General features: G+C 72.3%; 19 protein-coding genes. 3 read left to right on the forward strand and 16 right to left on the reverse strand.

The window, feature by feature from the left end:
• The first annotated feature begins 129 nt into the window (after window positions 1–129).
• Complete coding sequence (gene bldD / locus AB0411_RS28985; RefSeq protein ID WP_030076442.1) at window positions 130–630, forward strand: transcriptional regulator BldD; 501 nt, start codon at window positions 130–132, stop codon at window positions 628–630.
• A gap of 196 nt (window positions 631–826) precedes the next feature.
• On the opposite strand, the gene nusB is transcribed toward bldD, so the two are convergent.
• From nusB to AB0411_RS29055, 14 genes are all read right to left on the reverse strand, one after another.
• Complete coding sequence (nusB, locus tag AB0411_RS28990) at window positions 827–1,261, reverse strand: transcription antitermination factor NusB (RefSeq protein ID WP_366420237.1); 435 nt, start codon at window positions 1,259–1,261, stop codon at window positions 827–829.
• A gap of 2 nt (window positions 1,262–1,263) precedes the next feature.
• Entirely contained in the window at window positions 1,264–1,830 is a 567-nt protein-coding gene (gene efp / locus AB0411_RS28995; protein WP_129245034.1) for an elongation factor P, read from the reverse strand.
• 67 nt (window positions 1,831–1,897) lie between these two features.
• The gene (locus tag AB0411_RS29000) at window positions 1,898–3,004 is read right to left on the reverse strand and encodes an aminopeptidase P family protein (RefSeq protein WP_366420238.1); all 1,107 of its coding nucleotides are present in this window, start codon (window positions 3,002–3,004) and stop codon (window positions 1,898–1,900) included.
• Between the two features lie 74 nt (window positions 3,005–3,078).
• On the reverse strand, window positions 3,079–3,936 hold the full coding sequence (locus AB0411_RS29005) for a Pro-rich N-terminal domain-containing protein (RefSeq protein ID WP_366420239.1): 858 nt from the start codon (window positions 3,934–3,936) through the stop codon (window positions 3,079–3,081).
• A gap of 264 nt (window positions 3,937–4,200) precedes the next feature.
• Complete coding sequence (aroQ, locus tag AB0411_RS29010) at window positions 4,201–4,641, reverse strand: type II 3-dehydroquinate dehydratase (protein WP_366420240.1); 441 nt, start codon at window positions 4,639–4,641, stop codon at window positions 4,201–4,203.
• Window positions 4,638–5,729 carry a 3-dehydroquinate synthase gene (aroB, locus tag AB0411_RS29015; RefSeq protein ID WP_366420241.1) on the reverse strand — a complete coding sequence of 364 codons (1,092 nt, stop codon included), beginning with the start codon at window positions 5,727–5,729 and terminating at the stop codon, window positions 4,638–4,640. Before aroB ends, aroQ begins: the two co-directional genes overlap by 4 nt.
• The gene (locus tag AB0411_RS29020) at window positions 5,726–6,280 is read right to left on the reverse strand and encodes a shikimate kinase (protein WP_366420242.1); all 555 of its coding nucleotides are present in this window, start codon (window positions 6,278–6,280) and stop codon (window positions 5,726–5,728) included. The genes aroB and AB0411_RS29020 overlap by 4 nt, the downstream gene beginning before the upstream one ends.
• Complete coding sequence (gene aroC, locus AB0411_RS29025; protein WP_366420243.1) at window positions 6,277–7,461, reverse strand: chorismate synthase; 1,185 nt, start codon at window positions 7,459–7,461, stop codon at window positions 6,277–6,279. Before aroC ends, AB0411_RS29020 begins: the two co-directional genes overlap by 4 nt.
• Window positions 7,462–7,601: 140 nt before the next feature.
• Complete coding sequence (locus AB0411_RS29030) at window positions 7,602–8,429, reverse strand: shikimate dehydrogenase (RefSeq protein ID WP_366420244.1); 828 nt, start codon at window positions 8,427–8,429, stop codon at window positions 7,602–7,604.
• Window positions 8,426–10,111 (reverse strand): endolytic transglycosylase MltG, encoded by a 1,686-nt coding sequence (gene mltG / locus AB0411_RS29035; RefSeq protein WP_366420245.1) that lies wholly within the window; start codon window positions 10,109–10,111, stop codon window positions 8,426–8,428. The genes AB0411_RS29030 and mltG overlap by 4 nt, the downstream gene beginning before the upstream one ends.
• Window positions 10,112–10,238: 127 nt before the next feature.
• Window positions 10,239–10,703: a Holliday junction resolvase RuvX gene (ruvX, locus tag AB0411_RS29040; protein ID WP_366420264.1), complete on the reverse strand. Its 465-nt coding sequence runs from the start codon at window positions 10,701–10,703 to the stop codon at window positions 10,239–10,241.
• A 13-nt stretch (window positions 10,704–10,716) separates the two neighbouring features.
• Entirely contained in the window at window positions 10,717–13,386 is a 2,670-nt protein-coding gene (gene alaS, locus AB0411_RS29045) for an alanine--tRNA ligase (RefSeq protein ID WP_366420246.1), read from the reverse strand.
• Complete coding sequence (locus AB0411_RS29050) at window positions 13,386–13,730, reverse strand: DUF6167 family protein (RefSeq protein ID WP_366420247.1); 345 nt, start codon at window positions 13,728–13,730, stop codon at window positions 13,386–13,388. Before AB0411_RS29050 ends, alaS begins: the two co-directional genes overlap by 1 nt.
• 8 nt (window positions 13,731–13,738) lie before the next feature.
• Complete coding sequence (locus AB0411_RS29055; protein WP_366420248.1) at window positions 13,739–14,188, reverse strand: DUF948 domain-containing protein; 450 nt, start codon at window positions 14,186–14,188, stop codon at window positions 13,739–13,741.
• 178 nt (window positions 14,189–14,366) lie between these two features.
• Here AB0411_RS29055 and AB0411_RS29060 point away from each other — a divergent pair, with 178 nt between their 5' ends.
• Window positions 14,367–16,619, forward strand: coding sequence for an ATP-binding protein (locus AB0411_RS29060; RefSeq protein ID WP_366420249.1), 2,253 nt, complete (start codon window positions 14,367–14,369; stop codon window positions 16,617–16,619).
• Window positions 16,620–16,645: 26 nt separating this feature from the next.
• Here the strand turns inward: AB0411_RS29060 and rpsD are convergent, their stop codons facing one another.
• The gene (gene rpsD / locus AB0411_RS29065; RefSeq protein ID WP_086718482.1) at window positions 16,646–17,257 is read right to left on the reverse strand and encodes a 30S ribosomal protein S4; all 612 of its coding nucleotides are present in this window, start codon (window positions 17,255–17,257) and stop codon (window positions 16,646–16,648) included.
• A 182-nt stretch (window positions 17,258–17,439) separates the two neighbouring features.
• On the opposite strand from rpsD, the gene AB0411_RS29070 reads away from it, so the two are divergent.
• The gene (locus AB0411_RS29070; RefSeq protein WP_366420265.1) at window positions 17,440–18,192 is read left to right on the forward strand and encodes a DUF2470 domain-containing protein; all 753 of its coding nucleotides are present in this window, start codon (window positions 17,440–17,442) and stop codon (window positions 18,190–18,192) included.
• Window positions 18,193–18,284: 92 nt separating this feature from the next.
• On the opposite strand, the gene AB0411_RS29075 is transcribed toward AB0411_RS29070, so the two are convergent.
• Window positions 18,285–19,655, reverse strand: coding sequence for a replication-associated recombination protein A (locus AB0411_RS29075; RefSeq protein ID WP_366420250.1), 1,371 nt, complete (start codon window positions 19,653–19,655; stop codon window positions 18,285–18,287).
• Between the last annotated feature and the right edge of the window lie 48 nt (window positions 19,656–19,703).

Genomic DNA, 19,703 nt, shown 5'->3' on the forward strand with positions numbered 1-19,703 from the left:
GTCCGCACCCCTGACGGGTGAGGGTCTGCCCCGTTCCGCTTGACGAAGTCAGATTACGCTGCGTAACCTCACAGTGAGTTACCAGCCCGCGGCGGAGCCGCATGTCGATACAGCCGTCTGGGGAGTTTTATGTCCAGCGAATACGCCAAACAGCTCGGGGCCAAGCTCCGCGCCATCCGCACCCAGCAGGGCCTTTCTCTCCACGGCGTCGAGGAGAAGTCCCAGGGCCGCTGGAAGGCCGTGGTGGTCGGTTCGTACGAGCGCGGTGACCGCGCCGTGACCGTGCAGCGCCTTGCCGAGCTGGCGGACTTCTACGGCGTCCCGGTGCAGGAGCTGCTGCCGGGCACGACACCGGGCGGAGCGGCCGAGCCGCCGCCGAAGCTGGTGCTCGACCTGGAGCGCCTCGCCCATGTCCCGCAGGAGAAGGCCGGCCCGCTGCAGCGCTACGCCGCCACCATCCAGAGCCAGCGCGGTGACTACAACGGCAAGGTCCTCTCGATCCGCCAGGACGACCTGCGCACCCTCGCGGTGATCTACGACCAGTCGCCCTCGGTGCTGACCGAGCAGCTGATCAGCTGGGGCGTGCTCGACGCCGAGGCGCGCCGCGCCGTGCAGCACGACGAGCTCTGAACCCCTGCACCACCTGCAGAAACGTACCGCCGCTCCGGGCTTCCGGGGCGGCGGTTTTCGTGTACCGGCGCACTGGCGGCGCACGCCGGGGGCGCACAGGGCGCCAGGAGAGCCCCCGTACGCCGTTCTGCGGGCATGCGAAGGGCCCGGAGCATCACCCATCGCTCCGGGCCCGTTCACACGCTCTGCCGACCGCCTACTGCGCCTCGCGCCGCAGGCCCGGCTTCAGCTCCTTGAACCGGCCGAGCAGGCCGTTGACGAAGGCCGGGGAGTCGTCCGTGGAGAACTCCCTGGCGAGCTGCACGGCTTCGTCGATCGCCACCGCGTCCGGCGTCTCGTCCACCCAGAGCAGCTCATAGGCGCCGAGCCGCAGGATGCTGCGGTCGGCCGCGGGCATCCGGTCCAGGTCCCAGTCGACCGCGTAGGTGGAGATCAGTTCGTCGATCCGGGCGACATGGTCCGCGTACCCCTCGACCAACTGCAGGGTGTATTCGTTCACCGGCGGCTGTCGGGAGTCGGTCCGGGCGTGCCGCATCCAGTCCGCGAGCACGGACTGCACATCGGCACCGCGCTGGTCGGCCTCGAAGAGTATCTGGAAGGCGCGCTTACGGGCCTTGGTGCGGGCAGCCACGGTTAGCTGTTCACCCGGCCGAGGTAGTCGCCCGTGCGGGTGTCGACCTTGATCTTCTCGCCGGTCGTGATGAAGAGCGGCACCTGGATGGAGTAGCCGGTCTCCAGCTCGGCGGGCTTGGAACCGCCGGTGGAGCGGTCGCCCTGGACACCGGGCTCGGTGTGCTTGATGGTCAGCTCGACCGCGGCGGGCAGCTCGACGTAGAGCACCTCGCCCTCGTGCTGCGCCACGACCGCCTCGAAGCCCTCGATGAGGTAGTTCGCGGCGTCGCCGACGGCCTTGCGGTCGACGTGCAGCTGGTCGTAGGTGTCCATGTCCATGAAGACGAAGTAGTCGCCGTCCATGTACGAGAACTGCATCCCGCGCTTGTCGACGGTGGCCGTCTCGACCTTCACGCCGGCATTGAAGGTCTTGTCCACCACCTTGCCGGACAGCACGTTCTTGAGCTTGGTGCGGACAAAGGCCGGGCCCTTGCCGGGCTTGACGTGCTGGAACTCGACGACGGACCAGAGCTGGCCGCCGTCGAGCTTGAGCACCATGCCGTTCTTGAGGTCGTTCGTGGATGCCACGGTTGCGGAATCTCCTGGACTGCAGGTGGTGGGACCCCGGAGCACGCACACGCCGAACCCCTACGGCTCAGAGTGCGAGCAGCTCCTTGGTCGTGATCGTGAGTAGCTCGGGCCCGCCGTCCGCCTCGGGGCGGACGACGAGTGTGTCGTCGATCCGGACACCCCCACGGCCCGGGATGTGAACCCCCGGCTCGACGGTGACCGGCACGCAAGCGTCCAGTTTACCCATGGCGGCAGGCGACAATTGAGGGTCCTCGTCGATTTCGAGCCCCACACCGTGCCCGGTCCACGGTCCGAGCCGCTCCCCGTAGCCCGCGGCGTCCAGTACGTGGCGGGTCACCCGGTCCACCTCGCGGCACTCCACACCCGGCGCGAGCGCCTCGCGCCCGGCCCGCTGGGCTGCGAAAACGAGATCGTACAACTCGATCTGCCAGTCCGAGGGGGTGGTGCCGATGACGAAGGTCCGGCCGATCTCGCAGCGGTAGCCGCGGTAATTGGCCCCCAGGCAGACGCTGAGGAAGTCGCCCTCCTCGACCCGCCGGTCGGTGGGCAGATGTCCGGGGCGGCCGGCGTTCGGGCCGGTCGCGACGGATGTGGGGAAGGCCGGCCCGTCCGCCCCGTGGTCCACCAGACGGCGCTCCAGTTCCAGGGCGAGGTGCCGCTCGGTGCGGCCGACCAGGATCGATTCCAGGAGCTCGCCCAGGGCCTGGTCGGCGATCTCGGCGGCGATCCGCAGACAGGCGATCTCGTCGTCGTCCTTCACCAGCCGCTGCCCCTCGACCGCGCAGGCCAGGTCGGTCAGCCGCAGCCGGGGCGCGACCTGGGAGAGCGCACGGTGCCGGGTGACGGTGAGGTGGTGCTCCTCGACGGCCAGGGTGTCCGCGCCGGCCGTCGCGGCCAGGTCGGCGCCGGCCACCACCGGGTCGCCGCCACGGGTCGGCAGCACCGAGACCCGTACGTCGTCGGCCGGCCGCCCCTCGGCGGGATCGCCGCTCAACGGTCTGCCGCACAGCAGCACATCGTCGGCCGGGCCGAGCAGCAGCGCGGCACCGGGCGGTGCGCAACCGGTCAGGTAGCGGACGTTCGCGGGGCGCGAGATCAGGGCGGCGGCGCTTCCGGTTGCGGCACAGCGGTCGCGCAGCCGCGTGCGTCGGACCGCGTACAACTCGGACATATCACGAGCGTACGGCGGCTCCCCCGAGGCGGCCGGTCGAGCGGGGCCGCCCGGGGGAGGGCCGCTTGCGGCCGCTACCAGCTCGGCGGGCTGGCGATGCTGCGGGCGACGACGTCGTCCAGCACCCGCACCGTCGTGGCGACGTCGTGCTGGGAGTTGTCGATGATCGGCAGGCCGGAGCCGTACCAGCCGGCCATCCGGCCGTGGATCCTGGCCACCTCTTCGTCGGACAGCCTGCGGTTGCCGCTGCGCCGGGCATTGCGCTCCAGGACGATCTCCAGACCGGGCAGCAGCACGATCGGCAGCAGGCCGGGTCCCACGTGGCGCTTCCAGCCGCCGAGGCCGACGACCGGCCGGTCGGGGAAGACGGCGTCGTCGAGGATGCAGGAGATGCCGTTGGCGAGGAAGTTGCGGGCCGCGAAGCCGCAGGTCCGACGGGCGAGACGGTACTGCGCCTCGGAGTGGTCGTTCCAGCCGGCCTGCGGGTCGGCGAAGCCGGACCGGACCCATTCGCGGACGTCGTCGAGGCTGATGTGCGCGGTCGGGACCCGCCGGGTGTCGGCCCAGTGGCGCGCCACGCTGGTCTTGCCCGCGCCGGCCGGGCCGATGAGCAGCACCGCGACGGCGGCGTGCGAGGCGTCCGGCGCCGCGGTGTCGGTGGGCGGGCTGGGCAGCGGCACCGGGGCGCCCGGGGGCAGCTGCACCTGGCCGGTGACCTCCGCGCTGTGCTGCGGGGGCGGGGCCTGCTGGGGCGCGGGCCCGTGCCAGCCCTGACCGGGGGCGGGCTGTTGCGCGGGCGGGGGCGGGACGGCGGGGGCCTGCGGCGAGAGGGGCGGGGTGTGCGGTCCCTGCTGGGGCGTCCAGTTCATGGCGGCCCCCGGTGATGCCTGCCCGCGGGGCGGTGGCAGCGGAGCCCCCACTGCGTACTGCATCCGGTGGCTCTCCGTCTCGTGCGGTCGGTGTGGTGCGGTGCTCCCCCCGGTCCCTCCCGGGCGGGGGTGCCCGGGCGCCGGGACCGGCGGCCCGGTGCGCGGGGCGGTAACCCACCGGCCCCGGAGGGCCGTTGGGCCCCACGGCCGCCGCCGTGGGGGGGGTACTGCTGCGAACGGTACCCTCCCGGACGCGGCACAAGCGCCCGGTGCCCCCGGCGCCCGCTGGGTGAACGGCCGGGGGCGGGACAACGTGCCCGAGGGGCGTCAGGCGTCGAGCTCCTCGGCCAGCGCACGGAGCGCGAGGCGGTACGAGCCGATGCCGAAGCCGGCGACCGTACCGCTGGCGACGGCCGCGAGGACCGAGTTGTGGCGGAACTCCTCGCGCGCGTACGGGTTCGAGATGTGCACCTCGATCAGCGGGGCGGTGCGCTGGGCGGCCGCGTCCCGCATGCCGTACGAATAGTGCGTGAAGGCACCGGGGTTGATGACGACCGGGACCGATCCGTCGGCGGCCTCGTGCAGCCAGCGGATCATCTCCCCCTCGTCGTTGGTCTCCCGGACCTCGGCCTCGAACCCCAGCTCCTTGCCGAGCCGGGCGCACTCCTGGACCAGTCCGGCGTAGGAAGTGGCGCCGTAGACGTCGGGCTCGCGGGAGCCCAGCCGGCCGAGGTTGGGCCCGTTGAGGACCAGCACCCGCCGGGTCATGCGGCGATCTCCGCGTGGGCGGCGAGCAGCATCGCCGGGTCCGGGCCCTCCAGGACGGTCGGCTTGGCGAGGCCGTCCAGGACGATGAAGCGCAGCCGGTCGCCGCGGGACTTCTTGTCGACCTTCATGGTCTCCAGCAGCTTGGGCCACTGGTCGCCGCGGTAGGTCAGCGGCAGTCCGACGGACTCCAGGACGGAGCGGTGGCGGTCGGCGGTGGCGTCGTCCAGGCGGCCGGCGATCCGGCCGAGTTCGGCGGCGAAGACCATGCCGACGGAGACGGCGGCGCCGTGCCGCCAGTTGTAGCGCTCGTTCTTCTCGATGGCGTGCGCCAGGGTGTGGCCGTAGTTGAGGATCTCGCGCAGACCGGACTCCTTGAGGTCGGCGGAGACGACCTCGGCCTTGACCCGGATCGCCCGCTCGATCAACTCGGCGGTGTGGGCGCCGTCCGGGCGCTTGGCGGCCTCGGGGTCGGACTCGATCAGTTCGAGGATCGCCGGGTCGGCGATGAAACCGGCCTTGATGACCTCGGCCAGGCCGGAGACGTAGTCGTGCACCGGCAGCGAGTCCAGCGCGGCCAGGTCGCAGAGCACCCCGGCCGGCGGGTGGAAGGCGCCGACGAGGTTCTTGCCCTCGGCGGTGTTGATGCCGGTCTTGCCGCCGACCGCGGCGTCCACCATGCCGAGCACGGTGGTCGGCACCGCGATCCAGCGCACCCCGCGCAGCCAGGTCGCGGCGACGAAACCGGCGAGGTCGGTGGTGGCGCCGCCGCCGACCCCGACGATCACGTCGCTGCGGGTGAAGCCGGACTGGCCCAGCGCCTTCCAGCAGTAGGCCGCGACCTCGGCGGTCTTGGACTCCTCGGCGTTCGGGAGCTGGATGGCGATCGCCTCGTAGCCCTGGCCGGCCAGGTCCTCGCGCAGCGCCTCGCCGGTGGCGGCCAGCGCCTCCGGGTGCAGCACCGCGACCCGCTTCGCACTCTCGCCGATCAGGCCCGGAAGCTCGCCGAGCAGCTGCCGCCCGACGAGCACCTCGTACGGGTCGGTGCCCGCCGTGCCGCCGACCTGGATACGGGTGGCCTGCTCCGTCATGCCTGTTCCTCCCTGTGGGCGGCCTGCGGGCTTCCCGCGGCCTGCCCTAGCTCCAAAGCGTCCAGGATCGCCTCGGCGACCTGCTCGGGGGTGCGCTCCCCCGTTCCGATCACGGCGCGCGCGACCCCGGTGTACAGCGGGCGGCGGTGTTCCATCAGTTCGCGCCACTGCTTGCGGGGGTTGACGGCCAGCAGCGGGCGGGGCGCGTCGAGGCCCACCCGCTTGACGGCGTCGGCGAGTTGCACGTCCAGGAAGACCACCGGCAGCCCGGTCAGCAGCGTGCGGGTGCCGCCGTCCAGGATCGCGCCGCCGCCGAGCGAGAGCACACCGGGGTGGCTCTCCAGCGCCTCGCGCACCGCCGTCCGCTCCAGCTCGCGGAAGTACGGCTCGCCCTCGTCGATGAAGATCTCGGCGATCGGCCGGCCGGCCGTGGCGACGATGTCGGCGTCGGTGTCCCGGTAGCCGACGCCCAGCCGCTCGGCCAGCAGCGCGCCCACCGTCGACTTGCCGGCCCCGGGCGGGCCGATCAGCACGACGACCGGCGAGGTCATCGGATCGCCAGGTGGTCGAGGTAGGTCCGCACGTTGCGGCGGGTCTCGGGCACGCTGTCGCCGCCGAACTTCTCCACCACCGCGTCGGCCAGGACCAGGGCCACCATCGCCTCGGCGACGATGCCCGCGGCCGGCACGGCGCAGACGTCCGAGCGCTGGTGGTGCGCCTTGGCCGCCTCGCCGGTGCTCACGTCGATGGTCGCCAGCGCCTTCGGCACCGTCGCGATCGGCTTCATCGCGGCGCGCACCCGCAGCAGCTCGCCGGTCGTCAGCCCGCCCTCGGTGCCGCCGGAGCGGCCCGAGCTGCGCTTGATGCCGTCGTCGGTGGAGACGATCTCGTCGTGGGCCTTCGAGCCCGGCACCCGCGCCAGGTCGAAGCCGTCACCGACCTCGACGCCCTTGATCGCCTGGATGCCCATGAGGGCGGCGGCCAGCCGGGCGTCCAGGCGCCGGTCCCAGTGGACGTGCGAGCCGAGGCCCACCGGCACGCCGTACGCCAGCACCTCGACCACACCGCCGAGGGTGTCGCCGTCCTTGTGGGCCTGGTCGATCTCGGCGACCATCGCCTTGCTCGCGTCCGCGTCCAGGCAGCGCACCGGGTCGGCGTCCAGCTTCGCCACGTCGGAGGGCTGCGGGTAGACCCCGTACGGGGCCTTGGCCGCGGCCAGCTCGACGACGTGCGAGACGATCTCGATACCGGCCGTCTCCTTGAGGAAGGAGCGGGCGACCGCGCCGAGGGCGACCCGGGCGGCGGTCTCGCGGGCCGAGGCGCGTTCCAGGATCGGGCGGGCCTCGTCGAAGCCGTACTTCTGCATGCCGGCGAGGTCGGCGTGGCCGGGGCGGGGACGGGTCAGCGGCGCGTTACGGGCCAGCGCGGCCAGCTCCTCCGGGTCCACCGGGTCGGCCGCCATCACCTGCTCCCACTTGGGCCACTCGGTGTTGCCGACCATCACGGCCACCGGCGAGCCCAGCGACAGGCCGTGCCGCACCCCGCCCAGGAACGTGACCTCGTCCTGCTCGAACTTCATCCGGGCACCGCGGCCGTAGCCGAGCCGGCGCCGGGCCAGGGCGTCCGCCACCAGCTCCGTGGTGATCGGGACTCCGGCCGGAAGGCCCTCCAGCGTCGCCACGAGTGCGGGGCCGTGCGACTCCCCCGCCGTCAGCCAGCGCAACCTGCTCAACGGTGCTCCTCATGTACTGCTCATCCGCGTACGGTGTCTCCCCCCGATCCTCCCACGTCGCGCACGGCGGGCGGCGCCCAGTCCAGGGGGCGGACCGGGCGTGCGCGGACAGCGGGGGCGAAAGGGGCACACCGGACGGGTCAGCGGGCGGCGAGCGCCGCCTCCCCGGCCGTGCGCATCGCGTCGAGAGGCGCCGGGGACCGCCCGGTCATCTGCTCCACCTGCAGCACGGCCTGGTGGACCAGCAGGTCCAGGCCGCCCACCACGGCGCCCCCGCGGGCGGCCCAGGCGGTGGCGAGCGTCGTCGGCCAGGGCTCGTAGAGGACGTCGAAGAGCGTGCCGGGCCGCTCGGGAACGGCGGCGGCGAGCGCGTCGGTCGTGCCCGCCGGGGTGGTGGCGACGGTCAGCGGCGCCTCGAAGGCCGCGCCGGCGTCCTCCCAGGCGGCGGTGCGGACCGGGATGCCCAGCCGCTCGCCCCAGCCGCGCATCTCGTCGGCGCGCGTCCGGCTGCGGACGTACGCGGTGACCTCGCCGGTGCAGATGCGGGCGAGCGCGGCGAGCGCCGAGGAGGCGGTGGCGCCGGCGCCCAGCACCGACGCCCGCTCGACCTGCCGCACCCCGCGCTCGCGCAGTGCGGCGAGCATGCCGGGGATGTCGGTGTTGTCGCCGAGGCGGCGCCCGTCGCCGGTGAGGACGACGGTGTTCACCGCCTCGACCGAGGCCGCCGTGGGGCTGATCTCGTCGAGCAACGGGATCACCGCCCGCTTGAGCGGCATGGTCAGCGACAGGCCCGCCCAGGTGGCGTCCAGGCGCTCCATGAAGGCGGGCAGCGCCGCCTCGTCGACCTCGTGCCGGTCGTACGTCCAGTCGTTCAGCCCGAGTTCCCGGTAGGCGGCGCGGTGCAGCACCGGCGAGAGGGAGTGGGCGATCGGGGAGCCGAGCACCGCGGCTCGACGGGTGGCGCTCATTGCTTGTTCTTCTCTTGTTCCTTTTCGTAGATGCGCCGGTTGCGCTCGTGCTGTTCGTTCGTCTCGGCGAACAGCGTCTTTTCCGGGTTGATCGAGACGAAGTAGTACCAGTTGCCCTTGGCCGGGTCGATGGCCGACTTGAGCGCCACCTCGCCCGGGTTGCCGATCGGACCCGGCGGCAGCCCCTTGAACTTGTAGGTGTTGTAGGGGTCGTTGAAGTTCCGCAGGTTGTCGACGGACCCGGTGTCCAGCGTGCTCTGGGACTTCGCGTAGTTCACCGTCGAGTCGAAGTCCAGCAGGCCGTACGTCTCGGTGTTGTCCGGCTTGAGGCGGTTGTAGACGACCCGCGCGACCTTGACGAAGTCATGCTTGTACTTGCCCTCGGCCTGCGTGAGGCTGGCGACGGTGAGCAGCTGCATCGGCGAGTCGAGCTTGAGCTTGCGGGCGTTGCCCTCCAGGTCGTACTTCGTATAGACCTGGTTCGCCCGCGCCACCATCTGCTTCAGGACCTCGGCCGGTTTCGCCTTGCCGCCGACGCTGTAGGTCGACGGGTAGAGGAAGCCCTCCAGCGGGTCCTTTATCTTCGGCGAGTCGTCGGCCCAGGACGGCAGCCCGAGCTTCTTGGCGTCGCTCTTGGCGACGGCCTTGGTCGTCCCCGCCTTGAGGTGCAGCTTCGTGTCGATGAGCTTGTAGACGTCGCCGGACCGCAGCCCCTCGCGGATCGTGAGGCCGTTGCGGCTCTTGGGGTCCAGCATCAGCTCGATGGCCGCGGCACCCGACATGTGCTTGCGCAGGGTGTACGTCCCCGCCTGCAGGCTCTTCGCCTTCTGGTTCTCGCCGGCCGCCTCGGTGAAGGCGCCGGCGCTCTTGAGGACGCCCTCGCGCTGGAGGATCTGGCCCATCTCCGAGAGCGGCGAACCGTCCGGGATGTCGACCTGGATCTCGCCGGACCCTTCCCCCTCGTAGTCGGGGGCCGAGCCGAAGTGCGCCATGAAGAAGTCGTAGCCGAAGTAGCCGACCACGCCCACGGCGCCGGCGAAGACCAGCGTGACGACCAGGCAGGCGGTACCGCTGCGCCGCTTGTTCTTCTTGTTGCGGCGCTCGCGGCCGGCCCGGCGCGCCTCGCGCGGGTCGTTGTCGTCGTGGTCGTCGTCCCCGCCGTCGCCCGCGAAGAAGGCGTGCTCCGGCTCCGGCTCGCGGGGCCCGGGGTCGGCACGCCAGTCGTCGCCGGAGCCGTCGTGCTCGCCGTAGGGCGGCTCCGCCTGCGGCGGATACGGGTCCTGCTGCTGCGGCTGCTGGTAGTGCTGTTGCTGCTGCATCTGCTGCTGTTGCGCCTGCTGCTGTTGCGCCTGCTGCTGCAGATGCTGGGGCTGGGGCGGCGGATAGGCGTCGGGTGTGGCGTAGTAGTCGGGGCTCGCCCCGCTGTACGGGTCGACCGGCGGCTGCTGCCCGTAGGGGTCGTACGGGTCGTACGGCAGCTGCCCGCCCTGCGTACCGTCCCAGCCCCCGTTGTTGTACTGGTGCTGGGCATACGGGTCGGCCTGCTGCTGGGGGTACCCGGCGGCCTGCTGCCCGTCCCACGGGGGCTGCTGCGCCTGGCCTCTGGAGGAGCCCTGCTCACCGTAGAGCGGGTCCTCGGGATGCCACGGTTCGGAGCCGTAGCCCCGGCCATACTCGGTCATCGATCCCCTAGAGCCGAGAGGCGGTGCGCTCCGGACCGGCAGCGCGCTTGCTGTATCCGACCCGCCTCTACTTGCACGCGCGGCTGTTCGAACGCCGCACATCGCGCGGAACGTTACCGTACCGCGATCAGATGACCACTTCGACGCTCTCGCCCGGAGGCGCCCCCGAGGCCCGTTCGGTCTCCAGTGCGCTCTGCAGGATCACCACCGCGGCCGCCTGGTCGACCACCGAGCGGCCCTTCTTGCTGCGCACGCCCGAGGCCCGCAGGCCGTGGGTCGCGGTGACCGTCGACATCCGCTCGTCGACCAGCCGGACCCCCACGGGGGCGATGTTCCGGGCCAGCTCCTGGGCGAAGGCCCGGACCTTGGCCGCGGCCGGCCCCTCTCCCCCGTTGAGGGAGCGGGGCAGGCCGACCACGACTTCGAGCGGCTCGTACTCCTCGACGATCGCCCGGAGCCGGCGGTGCGCCGCCGGGACGTCACGCCCCGGCACGGTCTCGACGGGGGTGGCGAGGACCCCGTCGGGGTCGCACGAGGCGACCCCGATACGGGCGTCCCCGACATCCACCGCGATGCGCCGTCCGCGTCGCATCTCACTCACGCCGTCAGGCCGCCTCGGCGACGAGGCGCTCGACGGCCTCGATGGCCTCGGGCACCGCGGCGGCGTTCTGGCCGCCGCCCTGGGCGACGTCCGGCTTGCCGCCGCCACCGCCACCGAGCGTCTTGGCGGCGGTGCGGACCAGGTCACCGGCCTTGATGCCGCGCTCACGGGCGGCCTCGTTGGTGGCGATGACGGTGACCGGGCGGCCATTGGCGACGGTGAACAGGGCCACGACCGCGGCGCGGCCGCCCTGGATCCGGCTGCGCACGTCGAGCACCAGCTTGCGCAGGTCGTCGGCGGAGGTGCCGTCCGGGACCTGGCCGGCGGCCAGCGCCACACCGCGGACGTCCTTGGCGCCCTCGGCCAGCCCGGCGGCGGCCTGCAGCACCTTCTCCGCGCGGAACTTCTCGATCTCCTTCTCGGCGTCCTTCAGCTTGGCCAGGACGCCGGAGATCTTCTCGGGCAGCTCTTCCGGGCGCCCCTTGACCAGCTCGGTGAGCTGCGAGACGACGGTGTGCTCACGGGCCAGGAACTTGTAGGCGTCCACACCGACCAGCGCCTCGACCCGGCGCACGCCGGAACCGATGGAGGACTCGCCGAGCAGCTTCACCAGGCCCAGCTGGGCGGTGTTGTGGACGTGGGTGCCGCCGCACAGCTCCTTGGAGAAGTCGCCGATGGTGACCACGCGGACCCGGTCGCCGTACTTCTCGCCGAACTCGGCGATGGCGCCCTGCTTCTTGGCGTCCTCCATGCTCATGACCTCGGCGTGGACGTCGAGCTCACGGGCGAGCACATCGTTGATCTTCTGCTCGACGTCGGTCAGCACCGTGCCGGGCACGGCCGTCGGCGAGCCGAAGTCGAAGCGGAAGCGGCCCGGGGAGTTCTCCGAACCGGCCTGCGCGGCCGTCGGGCCCAGGGCGTCGCGCAGCGCCTGGTGGGTGAGGTGGGTGGCGCTGTGGGCGCGGGCGATGGCACGCCGGCGGGTGACGTCGATGGTGGCGTACGCGGCGGAGCCGAGCACCACCTCGCCGACCTGGACGACGCCCTTGTGGACCGTGACGCCGGGCACCGGCTGCTGGACGTCGCGGACCTCGACGACGGCGCCGGAGTCCAGCTTGATCCGGCCGGTGTCGGCGAGCTGGCCGCCGCCCTCGGCGTAGAAGGGGGTGCGGTCCAGGACGACCTCGACCTCGTCGCCCTCGTGGGCGGCGGGCGCCGGAGCACCGTTGACCAGCAGGCCCACGATGCTGGACTCGCCCTCGGTGGCGCCGTAGCCGGTGAACTCCGTGGCGCCGGACTTGTCGGCGACCTCGCGGTAGGCGGACAGGTCGGCGTGGCCGCTCTTCTTGGCCTGGGCGTCGGCCTTGGCGCGGTCGCGCTGCTCCTTCATCAGGCGGCGGAAGCCGTCCTCGTCCACCGAAAGGCCCTGTTCGGCGGCCATTTCGAGGGTGAGGTCGATCGGGAAGCCCCAGGTGTCGTGGAGCAGGAAGGCCTTCTCGCCGGGCAGGACCGTGCCGCCGGCGGTCTTGGTGTCGGTGACGGCGCTGTCGAGGATGTTGGTGCCGGCCTTCAGCGTCTTGACGAAGGCGGCCTCCTCGGCGAGGGCGACCGTCTCGATGCGGCGGCGGTCCTCCAGCAGCTCCGGGTACTGCTGGCCCATGGTCTTGATGACCACGTCCAGCAGCTCGCCGATGACCAGGCCACTGGCGCCGAGCAGGCGCATGTTGCGGATGGCGCGGCGCATGATGCGGCGCAGGACGTAGCCGCGGCCCTCGTTGCCGGGGGTGACGCCGTCGCCGATGAGCATCGTGGACGTACGGATGTGGTCGGCGACTACGCGCAGCGAGACGTCGGAGTCGTGCGAGTCGCCGTAGTGGACGCCGGAGAGCTCGGTGGCCTTGTCGATGACGACACGGAGGGTGTCCGTCTCGTACATGTTCGGGACGTCCTGCAGGATCATCGCCAGGCGCTCGAGGCCGAGGCCGGTGTCGATGTTCTTGCTGGGCAGCTCGCCGAGGATCTCGAAGTCCTCCTTGCCGGTGCCCGCACCCCGCTCGTACTGCATGAAGACGAGGTTCCAGATCTCCACGTACCGCTCGTCGTTGACGGCCGGGCCGCCCTCGACGCCGAACTCCGGGCCGCGGTCGTAGTTGATCTCGGAGCACGGGCCGCAGGGGCCCGGGACGCCCATGGACCAGTAGTTCTCCTTCTTGCCCAGGCGCTGGATGCGCTCCTTGGGCACGCCGATGACCTCGTGCCAGATGCGCTCGGCCTCGTCGTCCTCCAGGTAGACGGTGATCCAGAGGCGCTCCGGATCGAGGGCGTAGCCACCGTCGGCCTGGGAGCCGGTCAGCAGCTCCCAGGCGTACTTGATGGCGCCTTCCTTGAAGTAGTCGCCGAAGGAGAAGTTGCCGCACATCTGGAAGAACGTGCCGTGCCGGGTGGTCTTGCCGACCTCTTCGATGTCCGGCGTGCGGACGCACTTCTGGACGCTGGTGGCACGCGCGGCGGGCGGCTTGACCTCGCCGAGGAAGTACGGCTTGAAGGGGACCATGCCCGCGTTGACGAGCAGCAGCGTCGGGTCGTCCGCGATGAGCGACGCCGACGGCACGACGGTGTGCCCGCGCTCCTCGAAGAAGCGCAGCCAGCGGCGGCGGATTTCAGCCGACTCCATCAGTGGTCCTCTTTTCCAGTCGGTCCGGTCAGACCGGTGTGTCCGGTTGTTCTCGTGGTGCGGTACTGCGGTTCGAGCACCGCGCGGCGCGGCGCGGGCAGCTCGCGCGCCTCGTCCGTGCTGCCGAGGCCCAGGGCTTCGTGCAACTGCTCTTCACGGTCCGCCATTCCGGTCCGTACGTCCAATGCAAATTGGCGCAGCCGGTGTCCGGTCTCGACGGCCTTGTCCGCGGCCTGCGCGGCGAGGCTGTCGGGCTGCAGCTTGCGCAGCTTGTGGTGGACCTTGTTGGTGGCCCACACGCCGGCGGCGGCGCCGGTGGTGAACCAGAATGCGCGGCGGAACATCGCTGTGATCAGTCCTTGGAGCGACGGTTGCGGCGCCCGCCGCGGCGGGCGCCGGGCAGGATACGGCCGGGGACGACGGTGCGCTGTGCGCGCGCAGCGGCGGGGGCTGCCTCGCCCTTCTTGCCGATCGCGCGGCGCACGCCGTAGCCGAACGCCGCCACCTTGACCAGCGGGCCCCCGAAGGCGGAGGACACGGTCGAGGAGAGCGCGGAGGCGTTGGCGGTGACCTCCTGGACGTCGGCGGCGATGGCGTCGACGCGGGCCAGCTGGGTGTGCGCGGAGCGGACGGTCGCGGAGGCGTCGGCCAGGAGCGGCACGGCCTGCTCGGACACCTCGGCCACCATCTTGGTGGTCGCCTTGAGGGTCTGTGCGAGCCTCACCAGCACGAGGGCGAGGAACGACACAAGGATGGCCCAGAAGACGGCCACGAGGATCCCGGCCACCTCTCCACCGGACACGTTGGCACCACTCTCCGACTGGTTCGGTCTGGTTTCGTCCTGCTCGAACGGCAACCTTGACCTTATCGCGCCGTGACTGTCCGTCCGTACCCCGTTCCCCGTGCGGCGGAGCGGACGCCGGAGGAATCCGGAGGCGTGATTGTACGGTCCGCATCCTGCCGAGTACGCTCCGTGTGCCATGCGACGCCTCACGCGCCCCGGCCCTGTCTTCCGCCCCTCCCCGGCGCAGCTACGGACGCCGGAGCCGCCCGGGAACCTTCCCGCGGAGCTCAACGGCTTCTTCGGCCGCCACGACGAACTGGCCACACTGGCGCGACAGCTGGAATCCGCGCGCCTGGTGACGCTCACCGGTCTCGGCGGCATCGGGAAATCGCGGCTCGCCCGCCATGCTGCTGCGATCTTGCAGGATCGCTTCTGCGATGGGGCGTGGCTGGTCGAGCTGGCCGACCTGCGCGAGCCGCACCTCCTGGACCACGCGGTCGCCGAGGCGCTGGGGGTGGCCGACCACAGCGGCCGCCCGGCCCGCTCCTCCCTGGGCGACCACCTCGCCGACCGTGACCTGCTGCTCGTCCTGGACGGCTACGAGCACCTGGTCGACGCCTGCGCCGAGCTGACCGGACAACTGCTGCGCCGCGCCCCGGGGCTGCGGGTGCTGGCGGCGGGCCGGCGGCCGCTCGGGCTGGACGGCGAGCGGAACCTGCCGCTGCCGCCGATGAACACCGCCGATGCCACCGCCCTGTTCGCCGACCGCGCCGCCGCCGTCGTCGCCGGATTCACCGTCGGGCCCTCCGACGAGGCCGTGGTCACCGAGCTCTGCGAGCGTCTGGAGGGCATCCCGCTCGCGCTGGAGCTGGCCGCCGGGCGGCTGCGCGCCCTGTCCGCTGCCCAGGTGCTGCACCGGCTCGACGACCGCTTCCGGCTGCTGACCGGCACCCGCCCGCGGCGCGCACCCGAGCGCCGGGACCCGCCCCCTGCGCCGCCCGCGCACGGGGACCTGCCCGAGCAGGGCGGACGCCCGCCCCGCCACCAGACGCTGCGCTGCGCGATCGGCTGGAGCCATGAGCTGTGCACGCCCGAGGAACGGCTGCTGTGGGCCCGGCTGTCGGTCTTCGCCGGGCAGTTCGATCTGGACGCCGTCGAATACGTCTGCGCGGGCCCGGAGCTGCCTGCCGGTGAACTCCTCGACGTCCTCACGGAGTTGGTCGCCCAGTCGGTCCTGGTGCGCGAGGAGACCCCGACCGGGGTGCGCTACCGGATGCTGGAGACCGTACGGGCCTACGGCGCGGGCTGGCTGGCGGCGACCCCCGACGGCGACCGGCTGCGGCGCCGGCACCGCGACTGGTACCTGGGGCTGGCGACCTGGTGCGAACTGGACTGGTTCAGCTCCCGGCAGGCGGAGATCGCGGCCCGGATCGAGGCCGAGCTGCCCAATGTGCGGGTGGCCCTGGAGCAGAGCCTGGAGAGCCCCGCCGAGACCCACCTGGGCCAGTACCTGGCGGGCACCCTGTGGTTCTACTGGGTGGGCTGCGGCCGGCTCTCGGAGGGCCGGCACTGGCTGGACCGGGCCCTGGAGCTGGAGAGCAACCACGACGAGGCCCGGCTGAAGGCGCTGTGGGTGGCCGGCTACGTCGCGGTGATCCAGGGGGACACCGTCGGCGCGCTGGCGGCCCTGCAGGAGTGCCGGGACGGAGCCGAGCGGACCGGCAACGCCACCGCGGCCGCCTACGCCCTGCACCGCACCGGCTGTCTGGCGCTGGTCAGCGACGACCTGCCGCGCGCCGAGCGGCTGCTGCGCGCGGCCCTGCTGCGCTACCAGGAGATCGGGGAACTCAACAGCAATGTGCTGATGGGGCAGGTCGAGCTGGCGATGGCGCTGGCCTTCCAGGGCGGGCTGGCGGACGCGGTGCGGCTGTGCCAGGACGTCCTGGAGGTCTGCGAGGAGCACGGCGAGCGCTGGACGCTGGCGTACGCCCAGTACGTCCTGGCCTTCGCGGCCTGGACCCGCGGCGACGGCGAGCGGGCCCGCGGGCTGCTGGAGGAGTGCCTGGCCATCGACCACACCTTCCACGACCTGCTCGGGGCGGTGCTGGCGATCGAGCTGCTGGCGATGGTGACGCTGGGCGAGGGCGACGCGGAGGAGGCGGCGGTGCTGCAGGGCGCCGCCGGGCGGATCTGGCCGTCGGTGGGGCTGCCGCTGTTCGGCTCGCGCCACTTCAACCAGCCGCACGCACGGTGCGAGGAGCAGGCGCGCGAGCTGCTGGGCGCCGAGCGCTACGAGCACTGCCGGCGCGCGGGCGAACGGCTCGACCTGGACGCGGCGGTGGCCCGGATCCTCCGGCCCGCCGGCCTGCTGCCCGCCCAGCGGCCCGCGCCGGGCACGAACGAGCCCGCCGCCTCCCCCTCCGCGAGCGGCGGGGAGACGGCGGGCTGAGCGTGGTGCTGCGCCTGCGGTGGTGCTTAGCGGGCGTAGTACTCGACGACGAGCTGCTCGTCGCAGATCACCGGGATCTCCTTGCGGTTCGGGTCCCGGTCGAGGCGGAACGCCAGAGCCTGCAGGTTGACCTCCAGGTAGCGCGGGGTCTCGCCGTCGGGGGCGTAGCCACCCTCACGCGCGACCTGGAAGGGGTGCTTCTCGCGGCTGCGCTCGCGGACCATCACGACGTCGCCGGGGCGGACGCGGAAGGACGGCTTGTCGACCTTGCGGTCGTTCACCGAGATGTGGCCGTGGACGACCATCTGACGGGCCTGGTAAATGGTGCGGGCGATGCCCGACCGCAGGACGAGCGCGTCCAGACGGCGCTCAAGCTCGATGATCAGCGCTTCGCCGGTCTTGCCTTCGACCTTCCGAGCGCGGTCGTAGGCACGCGCCATCTGGCGCTCGCTGATGTCGTACTGCGCACGCAGGCGCTGCTTCTCGAGCAGACGGACCTTGTAGTCACTGCTCTGCTTGCGGCCACGGCCGTGCTCGCCGGGCGGGTAGGGACGGGCCTCGAAGTACTTGACGGCCTTCGGCGTCAGCGCGATGCCGAGCGCGCGGGACTTCTTGACCTTGGGACGCGACTGGTTCACGTGGAACGTTCCTCCATGTAAGTTAGGTGAGGCTTACCTTAGCGCGAGGAGGACGCATGTTTCGACCTGGGATCCCCCTGCCCAGTGCACACCGCACCGAGGCGGGTCAGCCGCGTCCCGTGGAAGACGCCCAGCAGCCGTCGGCCGCCGAGCGCATACGAACCCTCGTCGAGTCCCATGGTATGGCGTCCTTGAGCATCCCCGGTGTCGAGGACCCCGACGAAGCTGGCCTCTCGGCTCCCGTCTGCCGGACAGTAACACCCGGTGGAGACGTGCTGTTGCTGGTTCCTGGGGACTCCGCGGCGGCTCGGGCGGCCGCACACGCACAGGACGACGACCTCACAGCCGTGATGGAGATCACGGACGTCGCACCCGTTTCGGTGCCTCATCGCATCCGCGGACGGGCCTGGGTGGCCGGCTGGCTGACCCCCGTACGCAATGACCAGCGCGCCGAGGCCGCGATGCTGCTCGCCGAGCGGCACCCGGTCGGCGAGCTGCTGGGCATCGGCGAGGCGCTGCAGCCGGAGCCCGGTCCGGGCCTGTACGGGCGGACCGCCTGGATGATGCTGCGCCTGGAGGTCGGCGAGGGCGCGGTGGACGACCTGTGGGGCGCCGAGTCCGTCGAGCCCGACGACTTCGCCGACGCGGCCCCCGACCCGCTGGCCGCCCACGAGGCGGAGCTGCTGCAGCATCTGCACACGGCGCACAGCGAGCAGGTGGGCGGGCTGTGCGCGCTGCTGGGCGACCGCGGGCAGGCCTGCGGGCTGCGCGACCGGGCCGTGCCGGTGGGCCTGGACCGCTTCGGGCTGCGGGTCCGCTTCACGGACGCCGAGCAGCGGTCCTTCGACGCGCGGTTCGACTTCCCCGAGCCGGTGCGGGACGTGAGGGAGCTGCGGCGGGCGATGCATCTGCTCTTCGAGGCATCGGCGGAGTAGGGGCGGGGCGGACGGCCGTCCGGGGAGTCGCCCGCGGCCGGTCGGCGCTCCCCCGTCCCGGCCCGCACGCGCCCGCCCGGCCCGTGCGGAGACTAGTCGGCGGTGCCCTCGCCGGAGGCCGAGCGCAGGCGGACGCGGACCCGCTCCACGACATCGGCGTAGCGGGCCTCGGCGCCGTGGCGGGTGGGCTCGTAGTAGCGCTTGCCGTGCACCTCGTCCGGCGCGTACTGCTGGGCCGCGATACCGCCCGGCAGGTCGTGCGGGTACTGATAGCCCTGGCCGTGGCCGAGCTTCTGGGCGCCCTTGTAGTGGCTGTCGCGCAGATGCGGCGGCACCGCACCCGCCTGGCCCGCCCGGACGTCCGCAAGGGCGGCGTCGATCGCGGTGTACGCGGCGTTCGACTTCGGGGCCAGGGCGAGCGCGATGGTGGCCTGGCTCAGCGTGATCCGGGCCTCCGGGAAGCCCATCATCGCCACGGCCTGGGCCGCGGCCACCGCGGTCTGCAGGGCCGTCGGATCGGCCAGGCCGATGTCCTCGCTCGCCGAGATCATCAGCCGGCGGGCGATGAAGCGCGGGTCCTCCCCCGCCTCGATCATGCGCGCCAGGTAATGCAGCGCGGCATCGACGTCCGAGCCCCGGATGGACTTGATCAGCGCGCTGGCGACGTCGTAGTGCTGGTCGCCGTCCCGGTCGTACTTCACCGCCGCCCGGTCGACGGACTCCTCCAGCGTCTGGAGGGTGATCTCCTTCTCCCCCTTGGCCAGCGCGGATCCCGCCCCGGCCTCCAGGGCCGTCAGCGCCCGCCGGGCATCGCCGCCGGCGATCCGCAGCAGATGCCCCTCGGTGTCCTCGGGGAGGGTGACCGCGCCCGCCAGCCCGCGCGCATCGGTCAGCGCGCGGCGCAGCAGTCCGCGCAGATCGTCGTCCGTGAGGGGTTCGAGGGTCAGCAGCAGGGAGCGGGACAGCAGCGGGGAGATCACCGAGAAGTACGGGTTCTCGGTCGTCGCGGCGATCAGGGTGACCCAGCGGTTCTCCACGGCGGGCAGCAGGGAGTCCTGCTGGGCCTTGCTGAAGCGGTGGATCTCGTCCAGGAAGAGCACGGTCTCCTTGCCGAAACCGCCCGAGGCGCGCCGGGCGCCGTCGATCACGGCGCGGACCTCCTTGACGCCCGCGGTGATCGCCGAGAGCTCCACGAAGCGCTTGTTGGTGGCCTGGCTGACGACGTACGCGAGGGTCGTCTTGCCGATCCCCGGCGGCCCCCACAAGAACACCGACGACGGCCCGGCAGGTCCGCCGTTGCCCTCGCCGACCAGCCGGCGCAGCGGCGAGCCCGGCTTGAGGAGATGCTGCTGGCCCACGACTTCGTCGAGGGTGCGCGGACGCATCCGCACGGCGAGCGGGGACCCCGCGGGGTCCTTCTCCTGACGGTCTTCGGCAGCGGCGGTGAACAGGTCGGGCTCCACGTCCACGAGCCTATGCCACCCCACTGACAACGCCCCGGGCGCCGTTGA

The organism is Streptomyces angustmyceticus, assembly GCF_040701845.1.
Classification (GTDB): domain Bacteria; phylum Actinomycetota; class Actinomycetes; order Streptomycetales; family Streptomycetaceae; genus Streptomyces; species Streptomyces angustmyceticus_A.